The sequence below is a fragment of the Streptomyces sp. NPDC008317 genome (genome assembly GCF_042955955.1).
In the GTDB taxonomy this organism is placed as follows: domain Bacteria; phylum Actinomycetota; class Actinomycetes; order Streptomycetales; family Streptomycetaceae; genus Actinacidiphila.
Map to the genome: position 1 here is coordinate 237,799 of NZ_JBIBFQ010000004.1, position 13,087 is coordinate 250,885.

The window sequence follows — 13,087 nt, forward strand, 5'->3', positions numbered from 1 at the left end:
GCAGATCTGAAAAGCGGGCGGCTCCCTTGACGGGGAGCGGCCCCACCCAAGGTGCAAACCGGGACCCGCGAGGGTCACGGTGAACCTCTCAGGTTCCGATGACAGATGGGGAGACCCGGGGCGAGCATGCCCCGGCCCGCCCTGTCCGTCCCGTGCCGTCACCCCTCTGGGAGCCCTCCGATGAGCCAGCCACCGACCTCCCCGCGCCACACCGCCCTCGACGCGTCGCACCGCGCGCTCGGCGCGACCATGACCGACTTCGCGGGCTGGGACATGCCGCTGCGGTACGGCAGCGAGCGCGACGAGCACACCGCCGTCCGCACCCGCGCCGGACTCTTCGACCTCTCCCACATGGGCGAGATCACCGTCACGGGACCGCAGGCGGGCGAGGCCCTCGACCACGCGCTGGTCGGCCACCTGTCGGCGCTCGCGGTCGGCAGGGCCCGCTACACGATGATCTGCGCGCCCGACGGCGGCATCCTGGACGACCTGATCGTGTACCGGCTCGCCGAGCAGGAGTTCATGATCGTCGCCAACGCCTCCAACGCCCAGGTGGTGCTGGACGCCGTCACCGAGCGCGCGGCCGGTTTCGCGGGCGCCGCCGTACGCGACGACCGGGACGCGTACGCGCTGCTCGCCGTCCAGGGTCCGGAGTCCCCCGGCATCCTGAAGTCGGTCACGGACGCGGACCTGGACGGGCTGAAGTACTACGCGGGCCTGCCCGGCACGGTCGCCGGGGTGCCTGCGCTGATCGCCCGTACCGGTTACACCGGCGAGGACGGCTTCGAGCTGTTCGTCGCGCCCGCCGACGCCGAGCGGCTGTGGCAGGCGCTCACCGAGGCCGGGGCCGCGGCCGGGCTCGTACCGTGCGGCCTGTCCTGCCGGGACACGCTGCGCCTGGAGGCGGGCATGCCGCTGTACGGGCACGAGCTGACCACCGCGCTGACGCCGTTCGACGCGGGGCTCGGCCGGGTCGTGAAGTTCGACAAGGCGGGCGACTTCGTGGGCCGGGCGGCGCTGGAGGCCGCGGCGGAGAAGGCGGCGGCCACCCCGCCGCGCAAGCTGGTCGGGCTGATCGCCGAGGGCCGCCGGGTGCCGCGCGCGGGGTACGCGGTGACCGACGCCTCGGGCGCCGTGGTCGGCGAGGTCACCTCGGGCGCGCCGTCCCCGACGCTGGGCGTGCCCATCGCGATGGCGTACGTGGACGCCGCGCATGCCGCGCCCGGTACGGAAGGGGTCGCGGTCGACATCCGCGGCACCCGTGAGCCGCACCGGGTCGTGGCGCTGCCGTTCTACAAGCGTGAGCGCTGACACGCTCGTACCGCCACCTGGTACCGGGCCTGTCCGGCCGGTACCGGACCTGTCCGTCGAGCCGACCGACCGCGCCGTCCCCGCGCGCGGGCACCCCTTCGCATCCGGGAGAATTCCGTCATGAGCATCAACCCCCAGAATCTTCGGTACACCAAGGAACACGAGTGGCTGTCGGCCCCCGAGGCCGAGGGCGTCACCGTCGGGATCACCTCGCACGCCGCCGACGCGCTCGGCGACGTCGTGTTCGTGCAGCTTCCCGCGGTGGGCGACGCCGTCACGGCGGGTGAGACCTGTGGTGAGCTGGAGTCCACCAAGTCCGTCAGCGACCTGTACTCGCCGGTCACCGGCGAGGTCACGGAGATCAACCAGGACGTCGTGGACGACCCGGCCCTGATCAACTCCTCGCCCTTCGCGGACGGCTGGCTGTTCAAGGTCCGCGAGCCGCAGGCGACCGACGAGCTGCTGTCCGCCGCCGAGTACGACGCCTTCATCGCGGGCTGACCTTCCGGCCTCCGCCACGGGCCGGTCCCCCGGCCGTCACGGCGGGCCGGCCTCCGGCTGTCATCGCGGGCTCGCTTCCCGCCGGGCCCGCCGTCATCACGGGCTCGCTTCCCGCCGGGCCCGCCGTCACCGGCCGTTCGCCGGCCCCCGGTATTCATCGACCTTCTGACCAGGAAGATCTCATGTCGCTGCAGAACCAGTCCCTGCACGAGTTCGACCCGGACGTCGCCGCCGCGGTCGACGCCGAACTCCACCGCCAGCAGTCCACCCTCGAAATGATCGCGTCGGAGAACTTCGCGCCGGTCGCGGTCCTCGAGGCCCAGGGCTCCGTGCTGACCAACAAGTACGCCGAGGGCTACCCGGGCCGCCGCTACTACGGCGGCTGCGAGCACGTCGACGTGATCGAGCAGCTCGCGATCGACCGCGTCAAGGCGCTGTTCGGCGCCGAGGCCGCGAACGTGCAGCCGCACTCCGGCGCGTCCGCGAACGCCGCCGCGATGACCGCCCTGATCAAGCCGGGCGACACCATCCTGGGCCTCGACCTGGCGCACGGCGGCCACCTGACCCACGGTATGAAGATCAACTTCTCCGGCAAGCTGTACAAGGTCGCGGCCTACCACGTCGACGAGCACACCGGTCTGGTCGACATGGCCGAGGTCGAGAAGCTGGCCAGGGAGCACCGGCCGCAGCTCGTCATCGCGGGCTGGTCGGCGTATCCGCGCCAGCTCGACTTCGCCGAGTTCCGCCGGATCGCGGACGAGGTCGGCGCGTACCTGATGGTCGACATGGCGCACTTCGCGGGCCTGGTCGCGGCCGGTCTGCACCCCTCCCCCGTGCCGTACGCGGACGTGGTCACCACCACGACCCACAAGACGCTCGGCGGCCCGCGCGGCGGTGTGATCCTCTCCAAGGCCGAGCTGGCCAAGAAGATCAACTCCGCGGTCTTCCCCGGTCAGCAGGGCGGCCCGCTGGAGCACGTGATCGCCGGAAAGGCGGTCGCCTTCAAGGCCGCCGCCACCGACGAGTTCAAGGACCGGCAGGCGCGTACGCTCCAGGGCGCCAAGATCCTCGCCGAGCGGCTGGTACGGGACGACCTCACCGAGGTCGGCGTCTCCGTCCTGTCCGGCGGCACCGACGTCCACCTGGTGCTGGTCGACCTCCGCGACTCCGCGCTCGACGGCCAGCAGGCCGAGGACCGCCTCCACTCGGTCGGCATCACCGTCAACCGCAACGCGATCCCCAACGACCCCCGGCCGCCCATGGTCACCTCGGGGCTGCGCATCGGCACGCCCGCGCTGGCCACGCGGGGCTTCGACGCGGAGGACTTCCGGGAGGTGGCGGAGATCATCGCGGCGGCCCTCAAGCCGAGTTACGACGCCGCGGCTCTCCGGGACAGGGTCGCCGCCCTGACCCGCAAGCACCCGCTCTACGCGTAGCCCCGTAGGGGCGAGGGGGGCACCTCCCGGCCGGAGGCCGGCGGAGGAACCGCGTGCTCAGCCGGAGCGCTCCCGCAGGTCACCACCCGCCCCGGCGGGCAGTCCGGTTGTCGCCGGACCACCCGCCGGTGGGGGCTGGTCGCGCAGTTCCCCGCGCCCCTGGGGAACCCTCCTCCGCGGAGGAACCGTGAAGGGGCCGTGCCCCTTCGAGATCTGGAGTCCTCATGGCAATATCCGTATTCGACCTCTTCTCCGTGGGCATCGGCCCCAGCAGCTCGCACACCGTGGGCCCGATGCGTGCCGCGGGCATCTTCGTGCACCGGCTGAAGAACGAGGGACTGCTGGCGCACACCGTGTCGGTCCGGGCGGAGCTCTTCGGGTCGCTGGGGGCGACGGGCCACGGGCACGGGACGCCGAAGGCGGTGCTGCTGGGGCTAGCGGGCCACTCGCCGCGGACGGTGGACGTGGAGACGGCGGACGACGAGGTCGCGGCGGTGCGCGCGGCGGGCAGGCTGAGCCTGCTCGGGGCGCACGAGATCGCCTTCGACCCGCAGACGCAGATCGTGCTGCACCGGCGCAGGTCGCTGCCGTACCACGCCAACGGGATGACGCTGTTCGCGTACGACGCGGACGGCGCCCCGCTGCTGGAGAAGACGTACTACTCGGTGGGCGGCGGCTTCGTCGTGGACGAGGACGCGGTCGGCGAGGACCGGATCAAGCTGGACGACACGGTGCTGCGGCACCCCTTCCGCACCGGGGACGAGCTGCTGCGGCTCTCGCGCGAGACGGGGCTGTCGATCTCGGCGCTGATGATGGAGAACGAGAAGGCGTGGCGTACGGAGGAGGAGATCCGCGCCGGGCTGCTCGACATCTGGCGGGTGATGGAGTCCTGCGTGCGGCGCGGGATGTCCCGTGAGGGCATCCTCCCGGGCGGCCTGAAGGTCCGCCGCCGCGCGGCGCAGTCGGCGCGCCAGCTGCGCGCCGAGGGCGATCCGGCCGCGCACGCGATGGAGTGGGTCACCCTCTACGCGATGGCCGTCAACGAGGAGAACGCGGCGGGCGGCCGGGTCGTGACCGCCCCCACCAACGGCGCCGCGGGCATCATCCCGGCCGTCCTGCACTACTACCTGAACTTCGTCGCGGCGCCGACCGCCGGCGCCGTCGACCAGGAGGACGCGGTCGTGCGCTACCTGCTGGCGGCGGGCGCGATCGGCATGCTCTTCAAGGAGAACGCCTCCATCTCCGGCGCCGAGGTCGGCTGCCAGGGCGAGGTCGGCTCGGCCTGCTCGATGGCGGCCGGCGGCCTCGCCGAGATCCTCGGCGGCTCCACGGAACAGGTCGAGAACGCCGCCGAGATCGGCATGGAGCACAACCTCGGCCTCACCTGCGACCCGGTCGGCGGCCTCGTCCAGATCCCCTGCATCGAGCGCAACGGCATGGCCGCCGTCAAGGCCGTCACCGCCGCCCGCATGGCCATGCGCGGCGACGGCCGCCACCACGTCTCCCTCGACAAGGTCATCAAGACCATGAAGGAGACCGGCGCCGACATGAAGGTCAAATACAAGGAAACCGCCCGCGGCGGCCTCGCCGTGAACGTCATCGAGTGCTGAGCTTTTAGGGCCTGAGCTGGGGTTTCCCGTCTTTCGGCGCTGTCGGAGCCTTCCCGGTTTGCACAGCGAAAGTCCCCGGGAAGTCCCTCCGACAGAGTGGAGAGTCCCTGACTCCGCGTAGGCACGCATGGGCTCGGCCGTTGAGGCAGTGCTTCACGGTGCGAAACCCGAGCACCAAAGAACAGGGCAATAGACGAGCGACCCAGGAGGTCGCCACTGGCCGAGCGCATCACGACAAGGAATGTCACCGACCCTGCGGAAATCCGCACGCCCAAGGGTGCCGCACGGAAGATCTTTCGCAGGCGTTGGCGCTGCCCTCGGGGATGGGGTTTGCTAGGCCCTCCCTGAAGGGAGGACCTAGCGGGCTGTGTTCCCCAAGGGGGGACGAGTTGTGCGGCTGCTTGACGCGACAGTGCTCGTCGCGAGTTCCTACTCGTGACGGTTGTCCCGCAGCGCTCTTACGATATCGATGACCATAAAGCCTATACCGACGCCCATGAGGGCTACAATGGGCCACGAAGAGTGGCTTATCGCTTCGATCATTACGGCCGCGAGCAGTAGGGCGATAAGCGCCGGGATAGTGATCCGGACAGGTCTAGGCATCGATCAGCACTTCCGTTCGTTGATTCGCTGACGAAGGTGACACAGCGTGCTTCGCACTGCTGCGTGGGACGCCTTGGCCGTGACTGCCCACAGCCCCCAACGGAGCGCGTAGGCAATAGCCTTGACAGCGGGCCACGGAATCGTGGATTCGATCATGCCGAAGCCCCCCCCGCCACACCGGTTCCCCAGGCAACGTGCCTGGTCAGTTGCAGGATCGTACTGTCCGGGTCGCTGGCCGCTGTGGCGGCGGCGAGGTCGCCGCCGATGCTCTGGACGTTGCGGGTGGGTATGCCGGTGGCGTCCTGGGCGGTCCACGCCGGAGCCGGTGGCGGAACAGTAGGTCTTGACGGTGGCCCCGGGTCGGTGCCCGTGGACTTGGGCAGGGTGGCCTTGATGACGCGGCCCTGGGCGTCGTAGGCGGTGGTCTTGACCAGGTTCAGTCCGGCCGGGTCGGTGTCCTTGTTCGGACCGGCGTCGGCCGCCACGCTTGTGGTGTTGAACACCGATACGGTCGACAGCAGTTGAGCACGTAGCCCGAGAGATCCTCGACACGGCCGAACCGTCAGTAGAATGCGGGGACTTACCGTAGTGAGTACGGCACGCAGCCCGGGGGCGAACGACCGAGTGCACGAACTCGCCGTGACGGAACAGGAAGTCGTGGTCCACGTCTTCGTCCCGCTCGACGCGCCGCGTGCCGACGTCTGGCCGACCGCAGTCCGCGTGATGTGGCAGCGCTTCCGTGCCCTCCAGCGCGCGAACCAGCCGGTGTGGGCGACGGCACCCACCGAGATCCCGGAAGTGCTGCCGGACGCGGCGCTGCACGGCTCGGTGACGGTGGCTGCCGTCCAGTCGCCCGGGGGCCTCGACCAGGCGATCGTGCGACGTCACGGTGCCGTACTGAATCTGTCGCTGCTGCTCGGGGCGCGCGAGGACCGTGCCTGGCCGGAGTTGGAGCAGCGGGCCGCCGACGTGCTCGGCCCGCTCGACGCCAGCTGCCTGGGCGCCGTGGTGCTGCTGGTCGGCAAGCAGCCGGGCGGGGCGGTCGGCGGGCTGGACCTGCTGGAACCGGAACGCGAGGACGACGACCGGTACCTGCGCCGGCTCCTCCTGCTCGGGCATCCGGAGCAGGACGCCTTCCTCGGTGCCTGGGCGTGGTCGGCCGACAGCAGTGCCGAGATGCCGCCGTTCGTCAGCTACCTGATGCATATGGCCGCTGTCCGGCATCAACTGCGGGTCCACAAAAGGCTCTCCGCCATCGACGGCGGCGACACGGGTCTGCGGGCCTTGGTACGGCTCCCCTACGGCGGCGGGATCGGCGAACTGCCGCTCGGCGATCCGGCGCGGGCACTGCGCGCCCTCCGGCACACCGTGGACGTCACGTGGACCAACGCGCGACTGGCCCTGCGTCGGAGCCGCGAGGCACACGGCGGCGATGTGACCGACACCGACGTGCTGGACGACGACCGCGAGGTCGTCGACTGGTTCGTCCAACTTCTTGAGGACGGCATCACGCGCGTGGAGACGACCGACAGCCTGCCCGTAACGGCAACCGCCGAGCGTCAGGGCGCACGGCAACCGCCGCCGGACAACGACGAATCGGAACCGTCGGCGGAGTTGGCGCCGGTCGCGGCGACGGCGCCGACGCGGCCGGACGGCTGCCCCGTGCGGGTGCTCGCGGTGACCGACGAGTGGTTTCCCGCGCACGGCGGCCTGACGGCGTTCAACCGAGGGCTGTGCCTGGCGCTGACGGCGGCGGGCGCCGAAGTCCACGTGCTGGTGGAGAATTTCACCGCCAAGGAACAGGCCGACGCGGAGGAGCACGGGGTGCGTCTGCTCGCCGCGGCCCGGCCGGGCCGTACCGGGCGGCAGTCGCTGATGCGTCGCGCCGAATTGCCGGAGGGAGTCGTGCCGGACCTCGTCATCGGGCACGGCAGGGTCAGCGGACCTGCGGCGCAGGCACAGGCGGAGGACCATTTCAGGGGGGCGCGGCGGCTGCACTTCCTCCATGTCGAGCCGGACCAGGCGGAATGGTCCAAGGAAGACGAGGGTGACGACGTGGGTGCCCGCGCCGAGGCCCTCACGGAGTTGGAGTTCGACCTGTGCCGAGGTGCCGCCCGCATCATGCCGGTGGGACCGCGCCTCGAGGAACTGCTGGAACGGGAGCGGGGTCTGCCGGGATACCGGGACCTGCCCCCGATACAGCGCATCGACCCCGGATTCGACGGCGAGGCCGACCCGGTGGACGGACCGCGCTCCGGTCGGACGCAGATCCTGTTCATGGGGCGCCTGAAGGATGCGCAGTTGAAGGGGCTGGACATCGCCTGCCGGGCACTGGAGAAAGCGGTACCGCCGAGGTCCGGGCCCGGACACTGGGAACTGCTGGTCCGCGGCGCGCCCGAGGACACCTCCCGCAGCCTGAGCGAGTACGCGAAGGACTTGATCGGCCATCCGGCCATCGACGTCAAGGTGCGGACCTACACAGAAGACCAGGAGAAGATCCGCAGGGATGTGCGGCGGGCCAGTCTGGTGCTGATGCCGTCCCGAGCCGAGGCGTTCGGTCTGGTGGCGCTCGAGGCGATCGTGGCCGGGGTGCCGGTTCTTGTGAGCGGCCGCAGCGGGCTGGGCATGCTGCTTCGCGAGATCCTGCCCGCGGAGGCGGAGCAGGTCGTCGTTGACGTGGACGGTTATGAGAAGCGGCTGGCGGCGGACGCCGCCGCGTGGGAACGGGCCATCAACTCGGTGATGTTCGACCGGCCGAGCGCCTTCGCCCGGGCCGCCCGCCTGCGCAAGGCGATGGCTGAAAGAGTGACGTGGGGCACGGCCGCCGCCCACGTGCTGCGGTGCGCGGAGGTGGACGGCCGGCCCCAGGAGTCCTGAACCGACGGTCGTGCCGGGGTCTTCCGGTGTGTGTCCTCAGTGAGTCTGCATGGCTGTCGTCCTCCCGGGGCCGGCCCGGCGAACAGCGCGCCGCCGGTGTCGGACCCCACCGGAACACGCGGATCATCAGCACTCCCGGCCGCTCTGGAAGACACTGGACAAGTCTGGAGGCGCGGTACGAATCCGCACGGGTCGTATGCGTCACGATCCGGGTACGAGACACGCGGCGGGCACGCCGTACGGGTGTGCACGTCAGCCACGTCCGCCAAGGCGTAGGGCCGGTACGGAGGGAAAGCGGTGGCAGGGGATCGGACCCCGGCGACGGATGAGGACCCGTCGGCGCTCAGGCAGCGGCTGGCCGTCGAGTTGGCCCATGCCGTGGTCCGCGCCGAGAAGCGGCTCGGCCGCGCGTTGGACCGGACCGAACTGGCCAGACGGCTGAACGTCTCGCCGAGCAGCCTGTACGCCTACCTCAACGGGACGACGCTCGCGGGGGTGGGCGTCTTCGATGAACTGCTGGTCGCACTCGGTGTCGGCGGCCCGGAAGCTGGTCGGCTGAGCACGCTCCGGGACCGCGCCGAAGCGGCCCGGAGGCTCCGCCCCGCCGCGGCCAGAGCGACCGTCGGCACGAGCGGTCCACCACCGTCCTCCCGCGTGCCCCACCAACTTCCCCCGTCTCTGCGGAATTTCGTCGGCCGGGAGCCCGAACTGCGGCGGCTTGACGGGCTACTGGAGCCGGATTCGGTCGCGGCGGTCCGGCCGGTGGTGATCACCAGCATCGAGGGCACTGCGGGAGTCGGCAAGACATCCCTGGCGCTGCACTGGGCACGCCGGGTGGAGGAGCACTTTCCCGACGGTCAACTCCACCTGAATCTGCGGGGCTTCGACTCGGGAGCGCCCATGTCCCCCGCGGAAGCGCTGCACGACCTGTTGCAGTCGCTGGGCGTGACGCCCGACGCGATCCCGGCCAGGGAGACCGCCGCCGCCGGCCTGTTGCGTACCGTGCTGGCAGGCCGTCGGGTGGTGGTGGTGCTCGACAACGCGCGCTCGGCCGATCAGGTTCGCCCGCTGCTGCCGGGCGGGCCGGGATCGCTGGTGATCGTCACCAGCCGCAACCGCCTCGACGGACTGGTGGTACGGGACGGGGCGTTCCGGGTCACCCTGGACGTGCTGCCGCGGTATGCCGCCCGGGCCCTGGTGGAAGGGCAGATCGGGGCCGACCGGTTGGCGGACGAACCACGGGCCGCTGACGAACTCGTTGACCTGTGCGCCCGGTTGCCCTTGGCCCTGAGCGTTGCCGGCGCGAGGGCGGCGCTGGAGCCCAAGGGCTCGATCGGTCTTTTCGTCGCACGGCTCCGGCAGGCCAACGCGCGGCTGGGCATCCTGGAGCTCAAGGACGCGGACGTCAACCTGCGGTCGGTCTTCCAGGGTTCGTACGCCCTGCTGCCACCGCCCGTGGCGCGGCTGTTCCGGCTGCTCGGCTGCCACCCCGGCCCTGACCTCGACGCGACCGCGTGCGCGGCGCTGCTCGGCGAACAGGCGCCGCCGGACGAACTGCTCGACGCGCTCACCGCCGCCCATCTGGTGCGGCAGCACGCGCCGGGCCGGTATGTACTGCACGACCTGTTGCGGCTGTACGCGAAGGAGTTGGCGGACGACGGCCCGGCCGCCGAGCGCGCCACCGCCGTCGAGCGCCTGCTGCGGCACTATCTGAGTGCCGCGCGACTGGCGGACCGCCGCCTCGAACCGTGGCGGCGCGCTCCGGTCGAGCCGACTGGCACCGAACCGCCCGTTGAGAATCACGCGGCGGCCATGGCGTGGTTCGAGGCCGAGTTGGGCACGCTACAGGCGGTGATCGCGCTGGCCGCGCGGAGCGAGGGGCTGGAGTCGTACACCTGGCGCCTCGCCCAGGCGTGCGCGGTCTATCTGCGTCGCTCGGGGCGGCGGTTCCAGCGCGGTCTGGTGCACGAAATCGCCCGGGACGCGGCCGCGAAGGCCGGGGACCGCCGGGCCTGGGCGTCGGCCACCCGCCGGCTGGCGGACGCCCTCTCCCGCCTCGACCGGTCCGACGAAGCCCTGTCGCTGCTCTACGAGGCGCTGCGCGAATGCCGCCGGCTGGGTGATGACGACGGCGCGCGCCAGGTGCGGCTGTCCCTGGTGCGGGTGTACGCCGCGCGCGGCGACCACCGGCGGGCGCTCCCGCAGGCCCGGCTCGCGCTGGCGATGGCCGAGCGGACCGCGGATCCGCTGCCGCTGGCAGATGGCCTCAGCGCCCTGGCCCAGGAGCAGGAACGCTCGGGGGACCACGCGGCGGCGCTGGTACACGGCCGCCGGGCGTTCGACCTGTACGCGGAACTCGGCCATCTGGACGGCCAGGCGGCGATCCTGCTCACCACCGGGCGGGCCGAGCAGAGTTCGGGCCGGCACGCGGCGGCGATCGGCACCTATGAACGGTCCCTGGCTCTCGACCGGGCGGTGGGCGACCGCTACCGCGAGGCGCACGCCCTCGATCATTTGGCGGACGCGCACGCCGCGCTCGGCCACGACCGCGACGCGTACGCGCTGCGACGGGAAGCGCTCGATGTGCTGCGGACCCTGCACCACCCGGACGCCGCCCGGATCAGCGCCAAACTGCCGGACGCGCCGATCTCTCAGTAGCCGGGCGGCACTTCGGGGTCGGGCTCGGGTGCGGCAGGGGCGGGTCCGTCCTGCCAGCACAGTCCGTAGCCGTATCCCACCCGCATCGCGTCGAACTCCACTGCCACCGTGCCCTGCCGGTCGGGGCGCAGGAGGGATGTCCCCGGCGCTCGCTGGTAGATGACGGCGGTCGGGACTCGGCTCAACTGCCAGACGGACAGCGGCGGACGTCCGGGGGCGAAGCGCACCCGCAGGCTGAAGCGTTCGCTGCGGGTCAGCGGGACATGGACGAAGTGCGGTGCCATCGGCTGGTCCTGGGGGATGCGCAGCCGGAGCGTGTACGTGTGGCGGGCACCTGTGCGCAGCGGGGTCGGGAGGATCAGCCGCTGTTGGAAGAAGCTCTCGTAGGGGTGTTCGGGCAGATCGAGGCGGCCGCCGTCGAGGACAGAGACCTCCAGACCGTGGCCGTCGGCCTCGTCGTCGGTGCGGCGCGGCACGCTGAACGCGACCGGGATCTCGGCCAGGCCGTCGCAGGTGGCGACGATGACCCGCCGCTCCACCGCCTCGGGTGTCACGGTGTCCAGACGCAGCCGGGTCTCGACCGACTCGGTGTACCAGCCGTGCGGATCGGTACGGGCGCAGCCGCTCGGACAGAGTTCGCCGTGCGCCCCGCCCGCGATCGACGGGGTCCAGGGGGGCGGCGAGACGATGACAGTCCCGGGCACGGCGTCCTTGTCCAGGGCGCGGTGCACCTCGGCCCAGAACGCGCCCCACTTGTCGATGTCGCCGCCGCAGGCGCCGACGATCGCCATCGTCACCGGGAGCGTCGGGTGCGAGTCCCCGCGGAGCGCGTCGGTCATGGTGGTGCGACCGTACCCGGTGTGACGGGACAGTTGGTCGAAGGTCAGTCCCGCGGTCCGACGCAGATCTCGCAGCCAGAACGCGAACAGCGTGACGGGCGAACCGTCGGGAGGCAGTTCCTTTTGCGGACGGCCCATGCCCCGAACTCCCTTTCGCCGCCTGCTGCCACCGCCGAGTCTGGCACAACGCCCGGTGGCCTGGGAGCGCCCGGCGGCCGGTGCCGGTGCCGTGCGGAGTTCTCCGGAGATCGTCCGGGTACGCCGGAGAACCATTGTGCCCATTCTCCGTCCGTTGCTAGACACGTACTGCCGCCGGACACGTATCGACCGGACACGCGGACCGGTTCGCGGCCCACGTCGCCGTGGACGGCACGGTCGAAGCAGGGAGGGATCATGAAAGTCGCTTCGGACGCCACAGGCTCCTCACGGCTCCCGGCCGATGTCGTTCTGCGGATGGAGCGGTTCGGCCGTTTCGAATTCGATGCCACGGGGATCGAATTCGGCACTGATCTGGTGTGGAGCGAACTACAGGCGCCGTTTCTGGAATTCGCCCAGTCCGACAGTGACCGGTTCACCACTCAACTGGCCGCGGCCGTCATACCGGCAGGCGGCTTCGCGCTCTTCGGAGCGGCCAGGACGGTCTGGAACCTGCTCGGCCCGGACTTCGCGCATCCCTGCTACGACGCCTTGCGGATGGACGCGCTGGAGTTCTTCCGAGCTCGCGGGGTACCCGGCAACCGCCTGTCCGCAGGGGATCGCGAGTTCTGGCGACTGCACCGGGGACCCGACGAGCCTTGGCTCGTCGGCCGACCGCCCCCGGCGCCGGGGGCGGCTCTCCCACCGCTGGCAACAGGGGAACTGCGCCCGGTCGCCCGGATGTCGGCCGGACCTCACGCCGAGACCGTGTACGCCAGGGCCGATGTCCAGGACGGCTGCGTGGCGGTGGTCGAGGCATGCGGTCGGGGCCGCGATCCGGCCGGTTGCCGGTTCGACTGGTTCGGCGCCGCGACGCAGTACGAACTCTATCTGCGGATCGGCGAGGCATTACAAGTCCCGGCCCATTGGGTCGCCGACGAGCTCATGCCGTTCATTCCCTTCTCCGCGCCGAGCCTCTGACCGGCCGACCGAAAACGCCGCACGTCACGGTAACCGCTGCCGTACTTCCGGAAACCGTGCAACAAAACCCACCGCGGTTCCGTTTCAGTGAGAAGGTCGTGGCGGAACGCAGTTCCCGCACAAGAGCACCGCCCCC

The 13,087-nt window shown here is 71.1% G+C and carries 9 protein-coding genes; 7 read left to right on the forward strand and 2 right to left on the reverse strand.

Annotation, left to right across the window (positions count from 1 at the left end):
• Nucleotides 1-180 precede the first annotated feature (180 nt).
• From gcvT to ACFY9V_RS14520, 4 genes are all read left to right on the forward strand, one after another.
• Nucleotides 181-1,311 carry a glycine cleavage system aminomethyltransferase GcvT gene (gcvT, locus tag ACFY9V_RS14505; RefSeq protein WP_355348043.1) on the forward strand — a complete coding sequence of 377 codons (1,131 nt, stop codon included), beginning with the start codon at nt 181-183 and terminating at the stop codon, nt 1,309-1,311.
• Between the two features lie 120 nt (nt 1,312-1,431).
• Nucleotides 1,432-1,812, forward strand: coding sequence for a glycine cleavage system protein GcvH (gene gcvH, locus ACFY9V_RS14510; protein WP_355348040.1), 381 nt, complete (start codon nt 1,432-1,434; stop codon nt 1,810-1,812).
• 182 nt (nt 1,813-1,994) lie between these two features.
• Nucleotides 1,995-3,248, forward strand: a complete 1,254-nt coding sequence (gene glyA / locus ACFY9V_RS14515; RefSeq protein WP_355348037.1) for a serine hydroxymethyltransferase — start codon at nt 1,995-1,997, stop codon at nt 3,246-3,248.
• Nucleotides 3,249-3,472: 224 nt separating this feature from the next.
• On the forward strand, nt 3,473-4,858 hold the full coding sequence (locus tag ACFY9V_RS14520) for an L-serine ammonia-lyase (RefSeq protein WP_355348034.1): 1,386 nt from the start codon (nt 3,473-3,475) through the stop codon (nt 4,856-4,858).
• Nucleotides 4,859-5,613: 755 nt separating this feature from the next.
• Here the strand turns inward: ACFY9V_RS14520 and ACFY9V_RS14525 are convergent.
• Nucleotides 5,614-5,964, reverse strand: coding sequence for a hypothetical protein (locus ACFY9V_RS14525; RefSeq protein WP_391161495.1), 351 nt, complete (start codon nt 5,962-5,964; stop codon nt 5,614-5,616).
• A gap of 136 nt (nt 5,965-6,100) precedes the next feature.
• On the opposite strand from ACFY9V_RS14525, the gene ACFY9V_RS14530 reads away from it, so the two are divergent.
• Together ACFY9V_RS14530 and ACFY9V_RS14535 are read left to right on the forward strand one after the other, a co-directional pair.
• Nucleotides 6,101-8,338, forward strand: coding sequence for a CATRA conflict system CASPASE/TPR repeat-associated protein (locus ACFY9V_RS14530; protein WP_391161496.1), 2,238 nt, complete (start codon nt 6,101-6,103; stop codon nt 8,336-8,338).
• Nucleotides 8,339-8,635: 297 nt separating this feature from the next.
• Nucleotides 8,636-10,996, forward strand: a complete 2,361-nt coding sequence (locus tag ACFY9V_RS14535; RefSeq protein WP_391161497.1) for a tetratricopeptide repeat protein — start codon at nt 8,636-8,638, stop codon at nt 10,994-10,996.
• On the opposite strand, the gene ACFY9V_RS14540 is transcribed toward ACFY9V_RS14535, so the two are convergent.
• Nucleotides 10,990-11,973 (reverse strand): helix-turn-helix transcriptional regulator, encoded by a 984-nt coding sequence (locus ACFY9V_RS14540; protein WP_355348025.1) that lies wholly within the window; start codon nt 11,971-11,973, stop codon nt 10,990-10,992. The genes ACFY9V_RS14535 and ACFY9V_RS14540 overlap by 7 nt on opposite strands.
• Before the next feature lie 315 nt (nt 11,974-12,288).
• Between ACFY9V_RS14540 and ACFY9V_RS14545 the strand changes: the two genes are divergently transcribed.
• Nucleotides 12,289-12,951 carry a hypothetical protein gene (locus ACFY9V_RS14545; protein WP_391161498.1) on the forward strand — a complete coding sequence of 221 codons (663 nt, stop codon included), beginning with the start codon at nt 12,289-12,291 and terminating at the stop codon, nt 12,949-12,951.
• The last annotated feature ends 136 nt before the right edge of the window (nt 12,952-13,087 follow it).